Source organism: Lacrimispora sp., from assembly GCF_047605665.1.
In the GTDB taxonomy this organism is placed as follows: Bacteria; Bacillota; Clostridia; order Lachnospirales; family Lachnospiraceae; genus Lacrimispora.
Window position 1 is genome coordinate 39879 of record NZ_JASGFH010000002.1, and the last position, 23522, is coordinate 63400.

Annotated in this window: 23 protein-coding genes; 22 read left to right on the plus strand and 1 reads right to left on the minus strand. The window is 47.4% G+C overall.

All coding sequences use genetic code 11. The features are described 5' to 3' along the window. Positions 1 to 98: 98 nt before the first annotated feature. The 6 genes from dnaJ to thiI all read left to right on the plus strand — a co-directional run bounded on the left by dnaJ (position 99) and on the right by thiI (position 6479). Complete coding sequence (gene dnaJ / locus QM657_RS01575) at positions 99 to 1244, plus strand: molecular chaperone DnaJ (RefSeq protein WP_415064771.1); 1146 nt, start codon at positions 99 to 101, stop codon at positions 1242 to 1244. 400 nt (positions 1245 to 1644) lie between these two features. Then, positions 1645 to 2391 (plus strand): sulfite exporter TauE/SafE family protein, encoded by a 747-nt coding sequence (locus tag QM657_RS01580; protein WP_415064772.1) that lies wholly within the window; start codon positions 1645 to 1647, stop codon positions 2389 to 2391. Between the two features lie 9 nt (positions 2392 to 2400). After that, positions 2401 to 3357 carry a 50S ribosomal protein L11 methyltransferase gene (prmA, locus tag QM657_RS01585; protein ID WP_415064773.1) on the plus strand — a complete coding sequence of 319 codons (957 nt, stop codon included), beginning with the start codon at positions 2401 to 2403 and terminating at the stop codon, positions 3355 to 3357. A 13-nt stretch (positions 3358 to 3370) separates the two neighbouring features. Further along, the gene (locus QM657_RS01590) at positions 3371 to 4123 is read left to right on the plus strand and encodes a 16S rRNA (uracil(1498)-N(3))-methyltransferase (protein WP_415064774.1); all 753 of its coding nucleotides are present in this window, start codon (positions 3371 to 3373) and stop codon (positions 4121 to 4123) included. Positions 4124 to 4137: 14 nt separating this feature from the next. Next, positions 4138 to 5292 (plus strand): cysteine desulfurase family protein, encoded by a 1155-nt coding sequence (locus QM657_RS01595; RefSeq protein ID WP_415064775.1) that lies wholly within the window; start codon positions 4138 to 4140, stop codon positions 5290 to 5292. A gap of 8 nt (positions 5293 to 5300) precedes the next feature. Beyond that, entirely contained in the window at positions 5301 to 6479 is a 1179-nt protein-coding gene (gene thiI, locus QM657_RS01600) for a tRNA uracil 4-sulfurtransferase ThiI (protein ID WP_415064776.1), read from the plus strand. Between the two features lie 61 nt (positions 6480 to 6540). Here the strand turns inward: thiI and QM657_RS01605 are convergent, their stop codons facing one another. Beyond that, positions 6541 to 6774, minus strand: coding sequence for an HPr family phosphocarrier protein (locus QM657_RS01605; RefSeq protein WP_415064777.1), 234 nt, complete (start codon positions 6772 to 6774; stop codon positions 6541 to 6543). A 137-nt stretch (positions 6775 to 6911) separates the two neighbouring features. Here QM657_RS01605 and mtaB point away from each other — a divergent pair, with 137 nt between their 5' ends. The 16 genes from mtaB to QM657_RS01685 all read left to right on the plus strand — a co-directional run bounded on the left by mtaB (position 6912) and on the right by QM657_RS01685 (position 23506). Further along, positions 6912 to 8234 carry a tRNA (N(6)-L-threonylcarbamoyladenosine(37)-C(2))-methylthiotransferase MtaB gene (gene mtaB / locus QM657_RS01610; protein ID WP_415064778.1) on the plus strand — a complete coding sequence of 441 codons (1323 nt, stop codon included), beginning with the start codon at positions 6912 to 6914 and terminating at the stop codon, positions 8232 to 8234. Between the two features lie 80 nt (positions 8235 to 8314). Next, on the plus strand, positions 8315 to 8575 hold the full coding sequence (locus QM657_RS01615; protein ID WP_333650217.1) for an IreB family regulatory phosphoprotein: 261 nt from the start codon (positions 8315 to 8317) through the stop codon (positions 8573 to 8575). Positions 8576 to 8753: 178 nt separating this feature from the next. Further along, a complete protein-coding gene (gene ruvX, locus QM657_RS01620; protein WP_415064779.1) occupies positions 8754 to 9179 on the plus strand; it encodes a Holliday junction resolvase RuvX in 426 nt (141 codons plus the stop codon). Between the two features lie 27 nt (positions 9180 to 9206). Further along, positions 9207 to 9488: a DUF1292 domain-containing protein gene (locus QM657_RS01625; RefSeq protein ID WP_367567844.1), complete on the plus strand. Its 282-nt coding sequence runs from the start codon at positions 9207 to 9209 to the stop codon at positions 9486 to 9488. 96 nt (positions 9489 to 9584) lie between these two features. Next, a complete protein-coding gene (locus tag QM657_RS01630; protein ID WP_415064780.1) occupies positions 9585 to 11252 on the plus strand; it encodes a ribonuclease J in 1668 nt (555 codons plus the stop codon). Positions 11253 to 11276: 24 nt separating this feature from the next. Then, positions 11277 to 11672 carry an aminodeoxychorismate lyase gene (locus QM657_RS01635; protein ID WP_415064781.1) on the plus strand — a complete coding sequence of 132 codons (396 nt, stop codon included), beginning with the start codon at positions 11277 to 11279 and terminating at the stop codon, positions 11670 to 11672. Further along, a complete protein-coding gene (locus QM657_RS01640; protein ID WP_415064782.1) occupies positions 11669 to 12322 on the plus strand; it encodes an O-methyltransferase in 654 nt (217 codons plus the stop codon). The genes QM657_RS01635 and QM657_RS01640 overlap by 4 nt, the downstream gene beginning before the upstream one ends. 18 nt (positions 12323 to 12340) lie before the next feature. Then, a complete protein-coding gene (locus tag QM657_RS01645) occupies positions 12341 to 13567 on the plus strand; it encodes a peptidase U32 family protein (RefSeq protein WP_415064783.1) in 1227 nt (408 codons plus the stop codon). 179 nt (positions 13568 to 13746) lie between these two features. Further along, positions 13747 to 15810 (plus strand): methyl-accepting chemotaxis protein, encoded by a 2064-nt coding sequence (locus tag QM657_RS01650; protein WP_415064784.1) that lies wholly within the window; start codon positions 13747 to 13749, stop codon positions 15808 to 15810. A gap of 11 nt (positions 15811 to 15821) precedes the next feature. After that, positions 15822 to 16001, plus strand: a complete 180-nt coding sequence (locus QM657_RS01655; protein WP_415064785.1) for a hypothetical protein — start codon at positions 15822 to 15824, stop codon at positions 15999 to 16001. Then, on the plus strand, positions 15998 to 16822 hold the full coding sequence (locus QM657_RS01660; RefSeq protein ID WP_415064786.1) for a YdcF family protein: 825 nt from the start codon (positions 15998 to 16000) through the stop codon (positions 16820 to 16822). Before QM657_RS01655 ends, QM657_RS01660 begins: the two co-directional genes overlap by 4 nt. A 37-nt stretch (positions 16823 to 16859) precedes the next feature. Next, positions 16860 to 19784 carry an insulinase family protein gene (locus QM657_RS01665; RefSeq protein ID WP_415064787.1) on the plus strand — a complete coding sequence of 975 codons (2925 nt, stop codon included), beginning with the start codon at positions 16860 to 16862 and terminating at the stop codon, positions 19782 to 19784. A 17-nt stretch (positions 19785 to 19801) separates the two neighbouring features. Continuing rightward, on the plus strand, positions 19802 to 20707 hold the full coding sequence (gene era, locus QM657_RS01670) for a GTPase Era (protein WP_415064788.1): 906 nt from the start codon (positions 19802 to 19804) through the stop codon (positions 20705 to 20707). A 15-nt stretch (positions 20708 to 20722) separates the two neighbouring features. Next, entirely contained in the window at positions 20723 to 21385 is a 663-nt protein-coding gene (gene recO / locus QM657_RS01675; RefSeq protein WP_415064789.1) for a DNA repair protein RecO, read from the plus strand. Between the two features lie 87 nt (positions 21386 to 21472). Continuing rightward, complete coding sequence (locus tag QM657_RS01680) at positions 21473 to 22102, plus strand: hypothetical protein (RefSeq protein ID WP_415064790.1); 630 nt, start codon at positions 21473 to 21475, stop codon at positions 22100 to 22102. A 15-nt stretch (positions 22103 to 22117) separates the two neighbouring features. Next, the gene (locus tag QM657_RS01685; protein ID WP_415064791.1) at positions 22118 to 23506 is read left to right on the plus strand and encodes a glycine--tRNA ligase; all 1389 of its coding nucleotides are present in this window, start codon (positions 22118 to 22120) and stop codon (positions 23504 to 23506) included. Positions 23507 to 23522 lie beyond the last annotated feature (16 nt).

Here is a 23522-nt window from a genome sequence, read left to right on the forward strand (position 1 = left end):
ACTAATCTGGTCGGTTGACGAGACATTGGAAAGAGTGTTGTAGTGATACAACACTTTTTCCGTGGTTTTCAAGCATGGAGTGAAAGGTAAGACCTAAGATGGCAGAGAGTAAAAAAGATTATTATGAGACCCTGGGCGTGGCCAAGGATGCGGATGACGCAGCCATTAAAAAGGCCTACAGGGCATTAGCAAAGAAATACCATCCTGACACCAACCCCGGAGATGCTGCGGCTGCCGAGAAGTTTAAACAGGCTTCCGAGGCCTACAGTGTATTAAGCGACCCGGATAAGAGACGCCAGTACGACCAGTTTGGTTCCGCTGCCTTTGACGGAAGCGCAGGAGCCGGCGGTTTTGGCGGTTTTGATTTCAGCGGAGCGGATATGGGAGATATTTTCGGAGACATTTTCGGGGATATCTTTGGCGGCGGAAGGAGAAGCAGCGCCCGTTATAACGGACCCTCCAGAGGTGCCAATGTCAGAACCAGCATCCGGATCACCTTTGAGGAGGCGATTTTTGGCTGCGAAAAAGAAATTGAGATCAATTATAAGGAAGAGTGCGCCACCTGTCACGGAAGCGGAGCAAAGGCGGGAACTTCTCCCACCACCTGTCCCAAGTGTAACGGAAAAGGAAAGATCATGTACACACAGCAGTCCTTTTTCGGCCAGGTGCAGAATGTCCAGACGTGTCCGGACTGCGGCGGCACCGGTACCATCATAAAGGACAAATGTCCGGACTGCTATGGAACCGGATATATTACCAAGAGGAAGAAATTCAAGGTCACCATTCCGGCGGGAATTGACAACGGTCAGTCCGTACGCCTTGGAGGAGCCGGCGAGCCGGGAACCAATGGCGGGGAAAGAGGAGATCTTCTGGTGGAGGCAGTTGTTTCCAACCATCCGATCTTTAAGCGCCAGGATACCAGCATTTATTCCACAGTGCCCATTTCCTTTGTAAAGGCTGCATTAGGCGGTCCCATCCGCATTAAGACTGTGGATGGAGAAGTGGAGTACGAGGTAAAGGCCGGAACCCAGACCGATACCAAGGTGCGGTTAAAGGGCAAAGGGGTTCCTTCCCTGCGCAACCGGGCTGTCAGAGGGGATCATTACGTGACTTTGGTGGTTTCAGTGCCTGAGAGGCTGACAGAGGCTCAAAAGGAAGCGCTCCGCAGCTTTGACGACGTGATGAATGGAATCACACCGGAAGGCGAAAAAGAAAAACATAAAAAGAAAGGGCTCTTTAAATAGAGCCCGAAATGACTTCATAAGAAAAACAGGAAATGCGCCATGTGACTGAATGGTTTCGTCATGCGGCGCATTTCCTGTTTTTAATTGTAAAAAGGTTCCTGTTCCGATTCCGGCTGCCAAGGCGGGTGTGATGGGGTGTAATGCATCAAGGAATTTCGTTTACTTGATATTTTTTTGCCTCTGCCGCCGGATCAAAACAAAGTTCCTTTTCATCCGTTCATTAAGTTAATGCACCAGCCATCTTTTTTATTGCATTGTTTTTCAAAAAAAATTATTTTTTTTATAAAAAAGGGAAACAGCCCTGGATATTCGTTGATTTTATACGCTTGCAAGGGGTTTCATTGTATGTTATGATATCATATGTTTAAAATGACGTTCATACTAAAGAGAGGGAAAGCACATGTATCAATATCTGATTGTATGCCCTTTGGTTTTTCTGGCAGGCTTTGTGGATTCCATTGCCGGAGGAGGAGGGCTGATTTCTCTGCCTGCATTTCTCGCAGCAGGAATACCCCCTCATCTCGCCATAGGCACCAATAAAATGAGCTCTACCATGGGAACTGTGGTTTCTACGGCCCGGTTTGCAAAAAGCGGGTATATCAAAGGTCTTCTGTCTTTGATCGCAGCCGGTTTTGCCATCATCGGCTCCACCATCGGAGCCCATTTATCCATGCTTGCCGACGAAAGAATCTTAAAGGGAATGATGCTTGCTGCCCTTCCGGTAGTTGCCTTCTACGTTCTTAAAAATAAGAATTTGGGGGATAATGAGGAAGTCAACACCCTTCCAAAGAAAAAGATGTACTTGATCACCGTGACAGCCGCATTTCTCATCGGCTGCTACGACGGATTTTATGGGCCGGGTACGGGTACGTTTTTACTGCTTATTTTGACCGGACTGGTAAAGATGGATGTCAGGTCCGCTTCCGGAACCACGAAGGTGATTAATTTGTCTTCTAATATTGCGGCTCTGGTCACATTTTTGATCAATGGAAAGGTTTTGCTTCCATTGGGGATTGCCTCCGGGATTTTCTGCATTGCAGGCCATTATCTTGGATCAGGCATGGTGGTAAAGAACGGTTTAAAGGTGGTCCGCCCTGTGATTATGGTGGTGCTGCTCTGTTTGTTTGTAAAGATTATTAAAGGATAAGGGATTGCTATGAAATGGAAAAAATTTACGCTGACCACCACGACAGAAGCGGTGGACTTGATCAGCAGCACGTTTGATGAAATCGGAATTGAAGGAATTGAAATTGAGGACAATATTCCTCTCACGGAAGCGGAGACAAAGGGCATGTTCATTGACATCCTGCCGGAACTGCCTCCTGATGAGGGCGTGGCAAAGGTCAGCTTTTACTTAGATCCTGATTCTGATATAGAAGGAATGTTAAAAAAGGTGGAAGAAGGCTTAGACGAACTTTCCATGTTTGTGGATTTGGGAAAGAGAACCATTACCTCCGGGGAAACAGAGGATAAGGACTGGATTAATAACTGGAAGCAGTATTTTAAGCCGTTTACTGTGGATGATATTCTCATAAAGCCCACCTGGGAGGCGATTCCCAAGGGACATGAGGACAAGCTTTTGATTGAAATCGATCCGGGGACAGCATTTGGAACCGGGCAGCATGAGACAACCCAGCTCTGCATCCGCCAGTTAAAGAAGTATGTGACACCGGATACGGTTCTTCTCGATGTGGGAACCGGAAGCGGAATTCTGGGCATTACTGCTCTGAAACTGGGAGCGAAAAGCGTATTCGGAACAGACCTTGATGAAAATGCCATCACTGCCGTAGGGGAAAATCTGGAGGCAAATGAGATTTCTTCTGATAAATTCCGGGTGCTACAGGGCAATATCATCGATGATCAGGCTGTTAAAGAGGAAGCGGGCTTTGAGGCATACGATGTGGTGGTTGCCAACATTCTTGCCGACATCATCATCCTGCTTCAAAAGGAAATTCCCGTTCATATGAAAAAGGGAGCCATTTTCATCACTTCCGGCATTGTTAATATGAAGGAAGAGGCAGTGAAAAAGGCTTTTGCGGAAAATGAAGCCTTTGAACTGGTGGAGGTCACCTATCAGGGTGAGTGGGTCTCCGTCACAGTGAGAAAAAAATAGGAAGAGGCAGAACATGTACCACTTTTTTGTGAAAGAGGATCAGGTGGGAGCGGAAACCGTATCCATCACCGGACCGGATGTGAACCACATGAAAAATGTACTGCGCATGGGTGCAGGGGAAGAGATTTTAATCAGCAATGGGGTGGACAAGGATTATTTGTGTGAAATCGTGTCCGTTTCTTCTGAAGAGGTGCTGGCAAAAATCCTTTCGGTTACAGAGGGGGGAACAGAGCTTCCTGCCAGGCTTTATTTATTCCAGGGGCTTCCTAAAAGCGATAAAATGGAGCTGATCATCCAGAAGGCAGTGGAGCTTGGAGTATATGAGATCATTCCGGTGGAGACAAAGCGGACTGTGGTGAAGCTGGATAAAAAGAAGGAAGAGTCAAAGCTTAAGCGGTGGCAGGCTGTTTCTGAAAGCGCTGCCAAGCAGTCGAAGCGGCTGATCATTCCCAAGGTGTCAGGCGTCATGACCTTCCGGCAGGCTCTGGAATTTGCAGAAAAAGAACTGGACAGGACCGTGATCCCCTTTGAACATGCGGGCAACATGGCTGAAACCAGGGAAATATTAAAGGGAATTGAACCGGGCATGAGCGCCGGAATCTTCATCGGGCCGGAAGGCGGGTTTGAGGATTCTGAGGTGGAGCTTGCAACGGTTCACGGCGCAAAGCCCATCACATTGGGAAAACGGATATTGAGGACGGAAACAGCGGGACTTGCCCTGCTGTCTGTTCTGGCTTTTGCGCTGGAGCCGTCTGAGACGGAATAAGAGAGAGGTCAGATATGGAAGTTTATTTTGATAATTCGGCCACGACCAGGGTGCTGGAGCCGGTCAGGGACTTGATGGTAAAGGTCATGATGGAGGATTACGGCAATCCGTCAGCCAAGCATAAAAAGGGCATGGAGGCGGAGCAGTATGTAAAGGAAGCCGCTGAAATCATAGCCGGAACCTTAAAGGTGTCTCCAAAGGAAATCCTTTTCACCTCAGGCGGCTCGGAATCCAACAATATGGCCCTGATTGAAACGGCCATGGCTAATAAAAGGGCGGGAAATCACATCATCAGCACAGGGATTGAACACGCTTCTGTCTATAATCCTCTGGCATTTTTAGAGGAACAGGGCTTTTCGGTCACCTATCTGCCCGTGAATGAAAAAGGCCATGTCAGCCTGGAAGCGCTGGAGGCGGCCATACGGCCTGAGACCATTCTGGTTTCCATCATGTATGTGAACAATGAGATCGGAGCCATCGAGCCGGTGGAGGCCATTGCAAAGGTGATAAAAAAGAAGAATCCGGCCATCCTGTTTCATGTGGATGCCATTCAGGCTTATGGAAAGCTGGTCATAAGACCAAAGCGCCAGGGAATCGACCTTTTGTCAGCCAGCGCCCATAAGTTTCATGGACCGAAAGGGGTGGGCTTTCTATATATTGACCAGCGGGTGAAAATAAAGCCTCTGATTTACGGAGGGGGCCAGCAGAGAGGCCTGCGCTCCGGCACGGAAAATGTGCCCGGCATCGCGGCCATGGGAGAAGCGGCGAAACTCATCTATACGGATCACGGGGAAAAGATCAGGGCCCTTGTTTCCTTAAAGGATTATATGATTGAAAGGCTTTCAGAAATTGACGGGGTGACGGTGAACAGCCTTCCCGGCGATCAGTCGGCGCCTCAGATCGTCAGCGCCAGCTTTTCGGGAACCAGAAGCGAAGTGCTTTTGCACGCCCTGGAAGAGAAGGGAATTTACGTGTCTTCCGGTTCTGCCTGCTCTTCCAATCATCCGGCAGTCAGCGGAACCTTAAAGGGAATCGGCGTAAAAACGGAGCTTTTGGACTCCACCCTGCGGTTTAGTTTTGGAATTAGTAATACAAAAGAAGAAATTGATTACTGTATCGATATGTTAAAAGAACTTCTTCCGGTTTTGCGGAGGTATCAGAGAGGATAAGATTACTCATGGATTATAAATCATTTTTAATTAAGTATGCGGAGATCGGTGTAAAGGGAAAGAACCGGTATCTGTTTGAGGATGCCCTGGTGGCTCAGATCCGCCATTCTTTAAAGAAGGTGGATGGGGACTTTGTGGTTTCCAAGGAGTCAGGACGTATTTATGCTTCCGCGGAGTCGGATTACGATTTTGACGAAGTCATTACGGCTCTCCAGTGTGTGTTCGGCGTTGCCGCCATCTGCCCTATGGTTCAGGTGGAAGACAATGGGTATGAGGATTTGAAGGAACAGGTTCTTGCTTACGTTGAGGAAGTTTATGAAGATAAGCACTTCACCTTTAAGGTAAACGCCAGAAGGGGAAATAAAAAGTATCCGGTGAATTCTGAACAGATCAACCGGGACTTGGGAGAGGTGATTTTGAACCGTTTTCCTGAGACAAAGGTGGATGTCCATAAGCCAGAGGTAATGCTTCACGTGGAAGTCAGAAATAAAATTAATATTTATTCCCGCATTATTCCAGGTCCGGGCGGCATGCCGGTGGGAACTAATGGAAAGGCCATGCTTTTGCTGTCCGGCGGAATTGACAGTCCGGTGGCAGGATATATGATCGCAAAGAGGGGCGTTAAGATTGACGCCGTTTATTTCCATGCGCCGCCGTATACCAGTGACAGGGCAAAACAGAAGGTGGTGGACTTAGCAAAACTGGTTTCCAGATATTCAGGCCCCATTCATCTTCATATTGTTAACTTTACGGATATTCAGTTATATATTTACGATAAATGCCCTCATGAGGAGCTCACCATCATTATGAGAAGGTACATGATGCGGATTGCAGAGCGCCTTTCTCAGGAGTGCGGAGCAATGGCTCTGATTACGGGAGAGAGCATCGGACAGGTGGCTTCCCAGACCATGCAGTCTCTGGCGGCCACTGATGCAGCCTGTGCCATGCCTGTATTCCGTCCGGTCATCGGCTTTGATAAGCAGGAAATCGTGGACTTGTCAGAAAAGATCGGCACTTATGAAACCTCTGTTCTGCCTTTTGAGGACTGCTGTACCATTTTCGTGGCAAAGCATCCGGTGACAAAGCCGAACATTAAGATGATCGAGCGTTCTGAGGAAAGTTTACAGGAAAAGATCGACGAATTGGTGGAGACAGCTATCGCTACCGTAGAAAAGGTCTGGTGTTAAGAAATAAAAAAAGGGCCCGGCGCTTTCAAACGCCGGGCCCCGGAAAACACGTAAGGAAGCTTTAGTCTACGATGTATGGGGACAATATATTGATGATCTCATCAGCATTGTTCTCAGAATGAATATTTAAATCAATGGGTTTGGATAAATCTAAGCTGAAGATGCCCATAATGGACTTTGCATCAATCACATATCTTCCGGAAACCAGATCAAAGTCAGCGTCAAATTTTGTCAAATCATTAACAAAAGATTTGACTTTGTCGATGGAATTTAAAGAGATACGAATTGTTTTCATGTAAAAACCCTCCTTAGGTGAACTTATTTTATAGTCAGGGTACCGCCCCTTATTTCCTCTATACTACTGAGATATTGGGCAAAAGTCAATGGTAAATTTACATGAAAATAAACAAATATTCAGATAGGAGATACAAAATGAGAAAGGCAGCTCTGCATAATCTTGGATGCAAGGTGAATTCATATGAAACAGAGGCCATGCAGCAGCTTCTGGAAAATGCGGGATATGAAATTGTCCCCTTTACAGAAGGGGCTGACGTTTATATCATCAACACCTGTTCCGTGACCAATATTGCGGACCGCAAGTCGAGACAGATGCTTCACCGGGCAAAGAAAATGAACCCTAATGCAGTGGTGGTTGCGGCAGGGTGCTACGTCCAGGCAGCAGGGGAAGAACTGAAAAAAGACGAGGCAGTGGACCTGGTTGTAGGCAACAACAAAAAGACGGAGCTGGTTTCCATTTTAGAGGAGTATTTTGCCTGTACAGGGGAAATGGAGGAGCTGGAAACCGTCATTGACATCAATGACACGAGAGAGTATGAGAACCTCTCCATTGACCGGATCGCAGACCATACAAGGGCCTTTATCAAGGTTCAGGACGGCTGCAACCAGTTTTGCAGCTACTGTATCATCCCTTATACGAGAGGCCGGGTCAGAAGCCGGAAGCCGGGCGAGGTGGTGGAGGAAATCAAGCGCCTCACTGCTTCCGGTTTTCAGGAGGTGGTTCTTACGGGAATCCATTTAAGTTCCTATGGAAAGGATTTTCCGGAGGAAGAAAGGCTTTCCCTTTTGGACTTGATTCAGGCCATTCATGAGGTGGAAGGGCTGCAGAGGATTCGTCTGGGGTCTTTGGAGCCCAGAATCGTGACGGAGGAATTCGCCCAGGCTCTTGCACAGCTTCCAAAGATGTGCCCTCATTTTCACTTGTCCCTTCAGAGCGGATGTGATGCCACTTTAAAGCGGATGAACCGCCGTTATACAAGGGCGGAGTATTTGGAATGCTGCCGCATTCTGCGCAGGGCATTTCACAATCCGGCCATTACCACGGATGTGATCGTGGGATTTCCGGGAGAGACAAAAGAAGAATTTGAAGAAACCAGAAAATACTTGGAGAGCATCCGTTTTTACGAAATGCACGTTTTTAAGTATTCCAGAAGAAACGGAACCAAGGCGGCAGATATGCCGGATCAGATCGGGGAGTCTGTGAAGACAGAACGAAGCAATGTACTTCTCGGACTGGAAAAGGAAATGTCCCTGGAATACAGGAAATCTTTTTTAGGCACAGAGGCTGAGGTTCTTATGGAAGAGGAATTCCAGTGGGATGGAAAGACGTATATGATCGGTCATACCATGGAATATGTAAAGGCGGCAGTTCCTTTTGAAGAGGGCTTAAAAGGCCGGATGGTAAAGGGAATTGTGACGGAAATGCTGAATGATGAAGTCCTGTTTTTAAAACCTTAATGGACAAAATTTATTTTGGTCTTGCCGAATTTGCAATTTTGGTTTAGAATATAGGAGAACAGTTAAAGGACGTGAGAAACATGAGTGATATTCATAACACACAATTTTTCAAAGCAGTGCAGGAAAATAAGATGGATGTAAGCCAGGTCTTAGAGCAGGTATATATTGCCCTCACAGAAAAGGGGTATAATCCTGTTAATCAGATCGTGGGTTATATTATGTCAGGAGATCCTACTTATATTACCAGCCATAAGAACGCCAGAAGTCTTATCATGAAGGTAGAACGGGATGAGATTTTAGAGGAGCTTATGGGAGTATATATTGATACGATGTTAAAGTAAGATTGTGGATAATCTTAGGTCTAGCTGTCAGATGAAGTGAATGGGCGGAGTCTGACAGTTTGTTTTTAATTAGACATGCAGAAATATTTATAGGGCGAATAGTTGGTTTGAAACCAACTTTATTTTGCTGCGCAAACACGGACAAACATGAACAAACACGCACAACCGGAGGACATTTATGAGAATCATGGGACTGGATTTCGGTTCTAAAACTGTGGGAGTTGCAGTTTCCGATTTATTGGGAATAACGGCTCAGGGAGTGGAAACCATTACAAGAGAAGATGAAAATAAGCTGAGAAAAACCTGCGCCAGAATCGAAGAACTGATTCAGGAATACGAGATTGAAACCATTGTTTTGGGTTATCCTAAGAATATGAATAACTCGGCAGGTGACCGGGCGGAAAAAACGGAACAATTTAAGGAAATGCTGGAGCGCCGTACAAAGCTTCCGGTGATTTTATGGGATGAAAGACTGACCACCATTGCCTCAGAACGGATTCTGCAGGAAAGCGGTGTGAGGCGTGAAAACAGGAAGGCAGTCATTGACAAAGTGGCGGCAGGTCTCATCCTGCAGGGCTACTTGGACAGCTTAGGGCATAAGTAAAAATGTGCCCATAACAGGAGAAATCAAATGAGCAGTGAAGAGAAGAAGATCACCCTGACAACAGAAGACGGGGAAGCTGTGGATTTTTACGTTCTGGAAGAGACCAGAATCAGCAACATGAATTATCTGCTGGTAACAGATGCGGCAGAGGAAGACGAAGATGGAGAATGTTACATCTTGAAGGATTTGTCAAAGCAGGAGGATTCTGAGGCTTTGTATGAATTTGTAGAGGATGATAACGAGATAGATTATTTATTTAAGATATTTTCTGAACTGCTTGACGGTGCGGACGTGGGAATTGAAAAGTGATTATGGTAAGTGACAAGGGACTGTTAAATGGAACAGGAAATACCGTGAAACAATCGAAAGGAGCAGGACGGAAAATTACAACATGGAGGTAAAATATTGAAAAAACAAGACAACAACGCGAAAGTTAAAATCATTCCTTTAGGAGGAATGGAGCAGATTGGTATGAATATCACTGCTTTTGAATGTGAAGACAGCATTATCGTGGTGGACTGCGGACTGGCATTCCCTACCGATGATATGCTTGGAATCGACTTGGTCATACCGGATGTTTCCTACTTAAAGCAGAACATCCACAAGGTAAAGGGCTTTGTCATCACCCATGGGCACGAGGATCACATCGGCGCGCTTCCTTACATTTTAAAGGAAATCAATGTGCCGGTATACGGAACAAAACTGACCATCGCCCTGATTGAAAATAAATTAAAAGAACACGGATTGCTGAAAAATACGAAGAGAAAGGTGATCAAACACGGACAGTCCATCAACTTAGGCTGCTTCCGCATTGAATTCATCAAGACAAACCACAGCATCGCCGATGCTTCCGCCCTTGCCATCTTCTCACCGGCAGGCGTCATCCTTCATACAGGTGACTTTAAGATCGATTATACGCCTGTATTCGGAGAGCCCGCTGATTTGGAGCGTTTTGCAGAGCTTGGCAAAAAGGGAGTTCTGGCTATGATGTGTGACAGTACCAATGCCACGAGAGCCGGGTTTACGCCTTCGGAAAAGACGGTGGGAAAGACCTTTGACAACATTTTTGCAGAACATAAAAATAACCGGATTATTGTAGCTACCTTTGCTTCCAACGTGGACCGTGTGCAGCAGGTTATTAACTCAGCAGCCAAGTACGGCCGCAAGGTAGTGGTGGAAGGCCGAAGCATGGTCAATGTCATCGGCACAGCGAGCGAGCTGGGCTACATCAGTATTCCCGATGGAACCTTAATTGAAATCGACCAGTTAAAGAATTATCCCGATGAGCAGACCGTTCTCATCACAACCGGAAGCCAGGGGGAGTCCATGGCAGCCCTTTCCCGTATGGCAGGAAGCACCCACAAAAAGGTTTCCATTAAGCCAACTGACGTGATCATTTTAAGCTCTCACCCCATTCCCGGAAATGAAAAAGCCGTTTCCAAGGTCATCAACGAGCTTTCCATGAAGGGTGCAGAGGTGATCTGTGAGGACACCCACGTATCAGGACATGCCTGTCAGGAAGAAATCAAGCTGATGTATGCTCTGGTTCGCCCGAAATACGCCATTCCGGTGCACGGTGAGTACCGTCACATCATGGCCCAGAAAAATCTGGTTCAGGCCATGGGATTTGCCAAGGAAAACGTGATCATCATGTCCTCAGGCGACGTGGTGGAGCTGGGACAGGAGTCCTGGAAGACCGTGGACCACGTTCAGTCAGGCGGAATCCTGGTGGATGGTCTGGGCGTCGGAGACGTGGGAAATATCGTTTTAAGAGACAGACAGAATTTAGCACAGAACGGAATCATCGTGGTGGTTCTGACTTTAGAGAAATACTCCAACCAGCTTTTGGCAGGTCCGGATATCGTATCCAGAGGATTCGTCTATGTACGTGAGTCGGAGGATTTGATGGAAGAGGCCAGAAATGTGGTCAATGACGCGGTCAATGACTGTCTGGAACGCCATGTCAACGACTGGGGCAAGATCAAGAACATCATCAGGGACAGCTTAAGCGACTTCTTATGGAAGCGCATGAAGCGAAATCCCATGATTCTGCCGATTATTATGGAAGTATAAAGACCAGCAATGGGGGAAAGAGATATGAGCCGGAGAACGAAAGGGATCAACAAAATAGTGGGAGTGGTATTCGCCATTTCAAGCCGGCTCATTCTCCTGGCCCTGGTGGCGGTTTTGCTGTACGAGGGCGCTGTCAGGGGATACGCTTTTGGACACGATATATTTTACACCTCTTCTGCGGAGGCGGCGCCGGGACGGGATAAGAACGTGACCGTAAACGGCGGCATTTCCGCATTTCAGGCTGCAAGGATACTAAAGGAAAACGGCCTCATTGAAAACGAATATTCCTTTGTCATACAGGCTGAGTTTTTCGGATATAAGGTAAATCCCGGAACCTACACCTTAAACACTTCCATGACTCCCAAGGAAATCCTTCAGGAAATGAATGAAAACAAAGGGGAAGAGGAAGAAAAGAAATGATTGTAAATGACAGGATTACGGATTATATCCGGTCTCTGGAAGGGGACAGAAGCCCCCTTTTAAGAGAGATCGGAAAGACGGCCAGACGAAACGGGGTTCCGGTCATCAGAGAGGAAACAGCGGCTTTTTTACAGGCCATGACAGCCTCGGTCAGACCGAAAGCCATTTTAGAGGTGGGCACGGCAGTGGGTTATTCGGCCCTTTTGATGGCAGAGGCCATGCCCTCTGACTGTCACATCACCACCATAGAAAAATACGAAAAAAGGATTCCCGAAGCTAGAGAAAACTTTCAAAAGGCCGGGGAGACAGAACGGATCACCTTGATGGAAGGCGACGCGCAGGAGATATTAGAGGGGCTATCCGGCCCCTTTGACCTTGTGTTTTTAGACGCCGCCAAGGGGCAGTATCTCGTCTGGCTCCCCCGGCTTTTGGAGCTTATGAGGCCGGGAGGAATGCTGATTTCCGACAACGTGCTTCAGGATGGGGACATTATAGAGTCCCGGTATGCGGTGGAACGCCGCAACCGGACCATTCACACCAGGATGAGGGAGTACTTATATGAGTTAAAACACTCAGAGCGCCTTTTGACCTCCATTGTTCCCATCGGTGACGGCATTGCAGTCAGCATTCTATTACAATCTGATTCATAAAAGCAAGAGAGGATTTACATGAGAAAGACCGAACTTTTGATTCCGGCAGGCAGTCTGGATGTGTTAAAAACCGCAGTGGTTTACGGTGCTGACGCTGTCTACATCGGAGGAGAAGCCTTTGGCCTCCGGGCCAAGGCCAAGAATTTTACAAATGAAGAAATCAGGGAAGGCATAGACTTTGCCCATGAAAGAGGGGTCAAGGTCTATATTACGGCCAATATTCTGGCTCACAATGACGACCTGCCCGGAGTTGAAGAGTATTTTAAAGAATTAAAGGAAATAAAACCGGATGCCCTGATCATTTCCGATCCAGGCGTTTTTGCCGTTGCAAAGCGGATTATTCCCGATATGGAGCTTCACATCAGCACCCAGGCCAACAACACCAATTACGGAACGTACTTATTCTGGCATCAGCTTGGAGCCAAGCGGGTGGTTTCTGCCAGAGAGCTTTCCCTGGCGGAAATCAAGGAAATCCGCAGCCGGATTCCTGAGGATATGGAGATTGAAAGCTTTATTCACGGGGCCATGTGCATGTCTTATTCAGGCCGCTGCCTGCTGAGCAATTTCATGACAGGAAAGGATGCCAACCAGGGGGCCTGCACCCATCCCTGCCGCTGGAAGTATTCCATTGTAGAGGAAAAACGTCCCGGCGAATATATGCCTGTTTATGAAAATGAACGGGGAACTTACATCTTTAATTCCAAGGATTTATGCATGATTGAATACATCCCGGAGATGATGGATGCCGGAATCGACAGCTTTAAGATAGAAGGCAGGATGAAAACTGCCTTGTATGTGGCGACAGTAGCCAGAACGTACCGGAAAGCCATTGACGACTACAGCAAAGACCCGGAAATCTATAAGGTCAACATGGAGTGGTATAAGTCTGAAATCGGCAAGTGCACCTACCGGGAGTTTACCACAGGCTTTTACTTTGGAAAGGCCGATTCCTCTGCCCAGATTTACGACAACAATACTTATGTGAAAAATTATACTTATCTGGGAACCGTAGAGCGGATCGATGAAAGAGGCTTTGCCCTGATTGAACAGAAAAATAAGTTTTCCATCGGCGAGACCATTGAAGTCATGAAGCCTGACGGACGGAATCTGGAGGCTGTTGTAAAGGCCATTTACAATGAGGAGGGAGTGCTTCAGGAGAGCGCACCTCATTCGAGACAGGTTCTCTACGTGGACTTAGAGGCCGAGATGGAGCAGTACGATATCCTGCGCCGCAGTGAAATGTAAAAACGTGAAATAAAAGAAAAGCCTGAATTTCAGTAAAGCCCTGGATTCAGGCATTTTTTGATAAATTCCCTCCCATCAGGAAGGGAGAAATCGGTTTGACATTTTATCCGGGTACGGTATAATGAAAGAAAGAGTTCCGGCTGTCTTATGAAAACACATCATACAAAAGGGGAATACATATGAAGAGAATCGAAAAGAATCATGTCTTAAGAGTGAAGTCCATTCGTTACCAGGTTTTGCGGGTTCTGCTTCCCATTGTCCTGGGCGGTATGGTTCTTCTGTCATTTTTAGGCTATAACACTGCCAGACAGGTCATCCAGGACAAGACCGACAGGGAGATGGAGCTGAATCTCTCTTCCGCTGTGGCTGTCATTGAAAAATCCCTTTCCCAAAACCGCATGGTGGCAGAAGGGCTGGCGCGGTCAGTGGAAGCCAATGAGGATATGGACGCAGCAAATTACCGTAAACTCCTCCCAGCCATGGTGGGAGCAAATGATGAGACTTTCGGAGGCGGCGTGTGGTTTGAGCCCTATGCCCACAATCCCAGGGAACAGTATTTTTCTCCTTACTGCATGCGGGAAAACGGGACCATCAGTTTTGTGGACAACTATTCTCTGGGAGACGGAGTTTATTATACGGATCAGGACTGGTACACCAATGTGGTGAACACCGCTCAGAAGACTGTCTGGAGCGCCCCTTACTATGATGAGTTCGCCAAGATATCCATGGTAACGGCTTCTTCCCCCTTTTATGACAATTCCGGAAAATTTAAAGGCGTTGCAACGGCTGATATCGATCTGACCGATATGCAGAAGATGATCCTCGGCCTCCAGTCCGGAGAAGAGGAGCAGGTTTTTCTTCTGGATACCAGCGGAACGTATATCGCAGATGACGACAGCTCCAAGCTTTTGAAAATGAATATCACCCAGGAGAGCAACGGTTCCCTGGCCGGCCTTGGAAATGCCATTCTCTCCAATAAGAGCGGAAGAGGAAGCTTTGAAGAAAACGGGCAGAAATACCTGGTTTGGTATACCCAGGTTCCGGAATCAGGCTGGATTCTCGCATTTGCAGGGACAGAGGACCATCTGTTTGGAAGCGTGAATACGCTGGCTGAGGCCCTGGTCATTCTCTGCGTTGTCCTGGCCCTGCTGGTCAGCGTAATCCTTTCTTATTCCATACACAGACGGGTTGTCAGGCCCTTAAAGCACCTTGCAGACGTGACAAAGAGCATTGCGGACGGCGATCTTTCTGTCAACATCGATCACAGGCTGAAAAATGAAATCGGATTGGTCTTCGATTCCGTCAAAAAGACTACAGAACGGCTTCACGATTACGTGGATTACATCGATGAGCTTTCCGGTATTTTAAATCAGATTTCTGCCGGAAACCTGGACTATGAGCTCCAGCTTCACTATGTGGGAGAATTTGAAAAGCTGAAGACCTCCCTGGAGAATATCCGGGAATCCATGACAGACACACTGTCTGCCATCCGGGCTTCTTCCGATCAGGTGAACACCGGGGCCTCCCAGATTTCAGACGGAGCCCAGGCCCTTGCAGCAGGCGCATCAGAGCAGGCGGCAACCATGGAAGAGTTGAGCGCCTCCGTTGCCAACATATCCCGGCAGTCAGAGGAGAACGCCGGGAGCGTCACCAAGGCCATGGAATATGTGCAGGCGGCCGGAAAGGGCGTGTCAGCGGGCAATGATTTCATGGAGCGCCTTAACCAGGCCATGAAGGAAATCGGAGAATCCTCCCAGGAGATATCAAAAATCACAAAGCTTGTGGAGGACATCGCCTTCCAGACCAATATTCTGGCTCTAAATGCCGCAGTGGAAGCGGCCCGTGCAGGAGAGGCCGGAAAGGGTTTTGCCGTGGTGGCAGATGAGGTGAGAACTCTTGCAGCGAAGTCTGCAGAAGCTGCCAAGCAGACGGCTGACTTGATCCAGAGGTCCACCGTTTCCGTGTCCGAAGGGGAGCGGCTGGCCGATGAAACAGCAAAGATTCTGGCCGATGTTTCAGAAAAATCCAGGCTGGCGGACCGGATGATCGGCGAGATCAGGCAGGCTTCCCTGCAGCAGGCAGAAGCCATTGACCAGATCAATATGGGGCTGTCAGAGGTATCCTCTGTCGTACAGACTAATGCAGCCACTGCAGAAGAAAGCTCTGCCGCCGGTGAGGAGCTGGCCGCACAGTCCCAGATTCTGAAAGCGGAAGTGGGAAGATTCAGGCTTAAACGCTATTAAATCAAATATTCATGATAGAGAAAAACGCTGTTGTAAAAAGCAGATCAGATGCTGATTTTCTTTTTGCAGCAGCCTTTTTTTCTCTTATTTTACTCCAGGTTGTAGAAATTGCCATATTGTGGTATGCTATAAAAGGTTATACCCGGAGGCTTTCCGGGTTTAGAACGTGCAAAACGGAGGATGGAATATGACATGGATATTATGGCTGGCTGCTGTTATCTGCGTTATTTATTATGCTGTGATCACAGCTTATTCGGGCCTGACCACCACCATGTCCTTCATATGGCTTGTATTTGCGGCCCTCAGCATGGCTTTGGCAGTGGGCTGGGAAGTCTATATGAGGCATAAGGACAAGGTTCCTCTATGGCTTCCGGTGTCGGTCATTACCATGTGCTGTACCGGGATTCTGGTATTTGTGACGGTGGAAGTTCTGATCTTTACAGGAGTGACGGCCCGCGATGCCTCCAGCCTGGACTATGTGATTGTACTGGGAGCCAGGGTGAAGGAAACAGGGCTGAGCAAATCCTTAAAAAACCGCCTGGATAAGGCCATTGAATATGTGGAGGAAAATCCTGATACCATTCTGGTGCTTTCGGGAGGCCAGGGAGCTGATGAGCCTGTCAGCGAGGCTGCAGCCATGAGGGATTATCTGGTATACAACGGAATCAGGGAGGAGCGGCTGGTTTTAGAGACCCGTTCCACCAGTACGGTTGAAAATATTGCTTACAGCAGAGTGGCGATTGAGGAGGACTTGGAGAGGCGGAAAGAGCACCGCAGAAAAAATCCTATTTTCATGCAGCCGGGAACCTTTGTGGAAGTGCCTGATAAGCCGGTGAGGATTGGAATCCTGACCAGTGATTTTCATATATTCCGCGCCCAGCAGATTGCAAAAAAATGGGGAATTCCCGATGCATCCGGCATTGCCTGCAGTTCGGACCCCATTCTTTTCGTTCACTTTTGCGTAAGAGAGTGCGCCGCTATATTAAAAGACAAATTAGTGGGTAACATGTAAATAATACCTAACAATCAGCAGGAGGAAATCATATAGAATGAATCAATTAAAAAATCTTGCAGCCTATGAGGTTGTGGAAGAAAAGAGAATCAAAGAAATCAACGGAGACGGATGTGTGCTCCGCCATAAAAAGAGCGGAGCCAGGATTTTTATCATATCCTGTGAAGACGAAAACAAGGTGTTTTCCATCGGATTCCGTACGCCGCCGGCAGACAGCACAGGAGTGGCTCACATTCTGGAGCACAGCGTTTTGTGCGGCTCAGAAAAGTTTCCCATAAAGGACCCGTTTGTGGAGCTGGTAAAGGGTTCCTTAAATACATTTTTAAATGCAATGACCTATCCCGATAAAACCGTTTATCCGGTGGCAAGCTGCAATGAAAAAGATTTTCAGAATTTAATGAACGTGTATATGGATGCAGTGCTTCATCCAAACATTTACCGGGAGCCAAAGATTTTCATGCAGGAGGGCTGGCATTATGAGCTGGAAACTCCTGAATCTGATCTGATTTACAATGGCGTGGTATATAATGAGATGAAGGGGGCATTTTCCTCTCCGGAAGAAGTGCTGGACCGCTGCACCAGAAAGGTCTTATTCCCGGACAACTGCTATGGACATGAATCAGGGGGAGACCCTGCCTTTATTCCGGACCTGACTTACGAAAATTTTCTGGATTTTCATAAGAAGTATTACCATCCTTCCAACAGCTATATTTACCTTTACGGGGATATGGACATGGAGGAAAAACTGACGTGGCTCGATAAAGAGTATTTGAGCCATTATGACGAAATCCAGGTGACTTCCGTCATCGGCAGGCAGAAGCCTTTTGAAAATCCCGTTACAGAGGAAACCTCCTATTCCATCACAGAAGGGCAGTCAGAAGATCACGCCACTTACCTTTCCATTCATACGGTGGTGGATTCTGATCTGGACCCGAAACTTTACGTGGCATTCCAGATTCTGGAATACACGCTTTTGGATGCGCCGGGAGCGCCTTTAAAGCAGGCTCTCATCGATGCGGGAATCGGTCAGGATGTGCTGGGCGGATATGAAAGCGGTATTTTACAGCCCTATTTTTCCATCATCGCAAAAAATGCGGATAAGGACCAGAAGGGCGAGTTCCTTGCGGTTGTAAAGGGCGTTTTAAGGAAGCTGGCGGATGAGGGAATCAACAAAAAGAGCCTGAAAGCGGGAATGAACTACTATGAATTCCGTTACAGGGAGGCTGATTACGGCTCCGCGCCAAAGGGCCTGATGTACGGGCTTCAGTGCATGGATAGCTGGCTTTACGGCGGCGGCCCCATGATGCATCTGGAATACCAGGAAACCTTTGACTATTTGAAAAAAGTGGTGGATGAAGAGTATTTTGAACAGTTGATCAGGGACTATCTGCTGGATAATCCTTTTGAAGCCGTTATCACCGTCAGCCCGCAGAAGAATCTGACGGCAAAGGTGGAAGAAGAGGTTTCAAAGAAACTGGCAGCTTATAAGAAATCCCTTTCCGAAGAAGAGATCAGGACTTTGGCAGAGCAGACCAGAGCCTTAAAGGAATACCAGGAAATCCCCTCTCCCCAGGAAGACATGGAGAAGATTCCCATGCTCCAGAGGGAAGATATCGGCAGGGAGCCGGAGGAAATCATATGGGAGAAAAAGGAAGCCCAGGGCATTCCCGTTCTCCATCACAATATGTTTACCTCAGGAATCGGATATCTGAAGGTTTTATTTGATATCTCTGCCCTTCCTATGGAAGACCTGCCTTACGCAGGATTTTTAAAGTCCCTGCTTGGCTACGTCAATACGGAGCATTTCACCTACAGTGATTTAACCAGCGAAATCCATTTAAACAGCGGAGGAGTCAGCTTCAGCGTCACTTCTTATCCTGATTTAAGGAATGAGGGCGGGTTTAAAGGCTATTTCCTGGCAAGCGCCAGAGTGCTGTATGACAAGGTGGACTTCGGCTTTTCTATCCTGGCTGAAATCCTGACCAGGTCCATTCTGGATGATGAAAAGCGGGTGGCTGAGGTGATCAGTGAGACCAGGTCCAGAGCCAGAATGAGGCTTGAAGGCTCCAGCCATTCAGCAGCAGTGACCAGAGCGGTTTCCTATTTTTCTCCCAGCTCTCATTTTAACGATATGACCGGAGGAATCGGATATTATGAATTCCTGGAAAAGCTGGAAACAGAGTATCCGGAAAACAAGAAGAAGATCATTTCCAGGCTGAAAGCCGTTATGGAAAAGCTTTTTACCACCAAAAACATGATGGTCAGCTACACGGCTGATGAGGCAGGGTATGAGCTGCTTCCTGGGGCCATAAAGAAGCTGACGGATGAACTTCCCGCAGGGGATGGAAAGCGGTATCCTTTTGAATTTTCACCGGAAAACCGCAATGAAGGCTTCTGCACCGCTTCCCAGGTCAACTATGTGGCCAGATGCGGCAGCTTTACAAAGAGCGGCTATAAGTATACAGGAGCTCTTAAAATCTTAAAAGTGATATTAAGCTACGATTATCTGTGGCTCAATATAAGGGTCAAGGGCGGCGCTTACGGCTGTATGAGCGGTTTTGGACGTTCTGGAGAAGGGTATTTTGCTTCTTACCGCGATCCTAATTTAAAAGAGACCAACCGGGTCTATGATCAGGTGGTGGATTACCTGGAAAGCTTCCAGGTGGAGGACCGGGACATGACCAAATATGTCATCGGTGCCATCAGCGATATGGATGTGCCCTACCCGCCGTCCACAAAGGGCAGCAGGGGCCTTTCCGCTTATTTGTCAGGCGTTGACCGGGATATGATGATCAAAGAGCGGGAAGAGGTGTTAAATGCCTCTCAGGAAGACATCCGGAAGCTGGCTCCACTGGTAAAAGCTGTTCTGAATACAGGAAGCTTCTGCGTGGTGGGCAATGAAGATAAGATAGGAGCAGAAAAGGAACTGTTTGGAGAGACCAAGAATCTGTTCCATTTATAACACGAAGGAGAACCTATATGGAAAACAAATATAAATCGGGCTTTGTTACCCTGATCGGACGCCCAAATGTGGGAAAGTCCACACTGATGAACTGTCTGATCGGCCAGAAGATCGCCATAACCTCTGATAAGCCTCAGACCACCAGAAACCGGATTCAGACTGTGTATACGGATGAAAGGGGGCAGATCATATTCTTAGACACCCCCGGAATCCACAAGGCCAAGAACAAGCTGGGCGAATATATGGTCAGCGTGGCGGAGCACACCTTAAAGGAAGTGGATGTGGTCTTGTGGCTGGTGGAGCCAACCACTTATATCGGAGCAGGGGAGCGGCATATTGCAGAGCAGCTCAGTCTCGTAAAGACGCCGATTATTCTGGTCATCAATAAAATTGACACAGTGAAGAACCAGGATGAGATATTGACCTTTATCGATACGTATAAGGACATCTGCCAGTTTGCAGAAATCGTGCCGGTTTCTGCCTTAAAGGCTAAAAATACAGAGCTGATGCTGGAGCTGATTTATAAGTATCTGCCTGAGGGTCCCCAGTATTACGATGAAGACACAGTAACGGACCAGCCCATGCGCCAGATTTCTGCAGAGCTGATCCGGGAAAAGGCCCTTCGTCTTTTAAATGATGAAATTCCCCATGGAATCGCGGTGACCGTAGAAAAGATGAAAGAACGGGAAAATGGGATCATAGATATAGAAGCAAACATTGTCTGTGAACGGGAATCCCATAAGGGAATCATCATTGGAAAAGGCGGAGCCATGTTAAAGAAGATCGGAACCTCGGCCCGGAGAGAAATTGAGGCTCTGATGGATGCGAAAGTGAACTTACAGCTTTGGGTCAAGGTGCGCAAGGAATGGCGCGACAGCGAGCTGTATATGAAAAATTATGGATATAATAAACACGACATCTAAAAGCGGTGATGGAAATTGAGGGAAGTTGAAAAGCTGACAGGAATGGTCTTAAGAGTCTCCCCGGTGGGGGAAACGGATAAGCGGCTTGTGATTCTCACCAGGGAGAGGGGGAAGATTACCGCCTTTGCCAGAGGTGCCAGAAGGCCCGGAAGCCTTCTCATGGGAGCCAGCCGCCCCTTTGTATTCGGCCAGTTTTCCTTATACGAAGGAAGGGATGCCTACACCCTTAAGTCGGCGGAGATCACCAATTACTTTGAAGAGCTGGCTTTGGACATGGAGGGAACCTGCTACGGTTCCTATTTCCTGGAGCTGGCTGATTATTATGCCAGGGAGAACATGGAGAGCACGGAGTTTTTAAAGCTTCTCTACCAGTCCATGCGGGCTTTATTGAAGCCTGCCTTGAAAAATGAGCTGGTCCAGAGAATTTTTGAACTGAAAGCCATGGTGCTGGGAGGGGAATATACGGAAATGCCTCCCCGCCCTGTCAGCGATTCCGCCAACTACACGTGGGAGTATGTGATTGCCTCCCCTGTGGAGCACCTTTACACCTTCACTCTGACAGAACCGGTGTTAAAGGAATTCGGAAGGTGTGTGGAAATCAATAAAAAACGCTTCGTTGACCGGCAATTCCACTCTCTTGAGATTTTAGAAGCCATGACCGGGAAACTATTGAAATGAAGGTGGGGATTTGATATACTATTCACGGAATCCGCAGGACTTCCTGGCTGTACTGCGGATTATTGAAACGATCATGGAGGGAAATGAATGAAAAAGAAAAAAGCGGTTCTCACAGCCCTCATTGCTGTCGGACTCCTGACCGGATGCCTGGGAAGGGGCGGAAACAGTGTCTTAAACAGCGAAAGCAGCAGAATCTTTGTGACATCGGAAGGGACTCTTCAGACCTCAACCATAGAATCCTACGATGAACAGGATTATTACAATGCAGAAGAGTTGAAACTTTACTTAGAAGAGGCGGCCGCAGCCTACAATGAGGCGGCGAGCCCAGGCGCAGTTACCCTGACTTCCTGTACTCTGGAAAAAGGAAAGGCCCAAATGGTTTTTACCTATGGCTCTGGAAGGGATCTGGTGGGATTTGTCTCGGAATATGAAGACAGGGAAAATCAGGTGGATTCCATTGACGTGACCTCCCTTGGCCTTATTTTAGGGGAGATTCAGTCGGAAGGGGTTGTGTTAGTAAAAGCATCTGACAACAAAGCGGCAGATGAAAAGACCCTGTTAAAAAGAAAAGAAGCCTATGCCATTGTGGTAGAAAGTCCGGCCCCTGTGACCATACAGACCCAGAAAAGGATCTTATTCGTTTCCGATCAGGCAGTTGTAAAGGACAGCCACACGATTGAGACAGCGCAGGGAAAAAATTACATCATATTTAAATAAAGAGAGGTTAAGATCATGGAAAAGACAATGGAAAAGATTGTAGGACTGGCAAAGTCAAGAGGATTTGTATATCCTGGCTCTGAAATTTACGGCGGCCTTGCAAATACCTGGGATTACGGCAATCTGGGTGTGGAATTAAAGAATAACGTAAAAAAAGCATGGTGGCAGAAATTCATTCAGGAGAGTCCTTACAATGTAGGCGTGGACTGCGCTATCCTGATGAATTCCCAGACCTGGGTGGCTTCCGGCCATTTAGGCGGCTTTTCTGATCCTCTGATGGACTGTAAGGCCTGCAAGGAGCGTTTCCGTGCAGATAAGCTGATTGAGGACTATTTATCCGAGAATAAGATAACCATTGAAGGTTCTGTAGACGCCTGGTCCCAGGAAGATATGAAGGCCTTTATTGACGAGAAAAATATATGCTGCCCAAGCTGCAAAAAGCATGACTTTACAGACATCCGCCAGTTCAATCTGATGTTTAAAACCTTCCAGGGCGTTACCGAAGATGCTAAAAACACCGTATACTTAAGACCTGAAACAGCACAGGGTATTTTTGTAAACTTCAAAAACGTTCAGAGAACCTCCCGCAAAAAGATTCCATTTGGAATCGGCCAGATCGGAAAATCCTTCCGTAACGAGATCACTCCTGGAAACTTCACCTTCCGTACCAGAGAATTTGAGCAGATGGAGCTGGAATTCTTCTGCGAGCCTGACACAGATTTGGAATGGTTTGCATTCTGGAAGGAATACTGCATCAACTGGTTGCAGACCCTTGGAATCAAGGCAGAAGAGATGCGCGTCAGAGACCATGATGCAGAGGAGCTTTCCTTCTACAGCAAGGCCACCACTGATATTGAATTCCTTTTCCCATTCGGATGGGGAGAACTTTGGGGAATTGCAGACAGAACCGACTATGACTTAACCCAGCATCAGAACACTTCCGGACAGGATCTGACCTATTTTGACGATGAAAAGAAGGAGCGTTACATTCCTTATGTCATCGAGCCATCTCTGGGAGCAGACCGTGTGACCCTTGCATTCCTCTGCGCTGCATACGACGAAGAGGAGATCGCAGAAGGAGATGTGAGAACTGTTCTTCGTTTCCATCCTGCCATCGCACCGGTCAAAATCGGCGTTTTTCCTCTTTCCAAGAAGCTGAATGAAGGGGCAGAAAAGGTATTCCAGGAGCTTTGCAAATACTACAACTGCGAATTTGACGACAGAGGCAACATCGGAAAGCGTTACAGAAGACAGGATGAGATCGGAACTCCGTTCTGCATCACCTATGACTTTGATTCAGAGGAAGATCATGCTGTTACCGTACGTGACCGTGACACCATGGAGCAGGAGAGAGTTGCGATTGCGGATTTAAGAAAGTATTTTGAAGATAAGTTCCGTTTCTAAAATATAAAAAGCATAT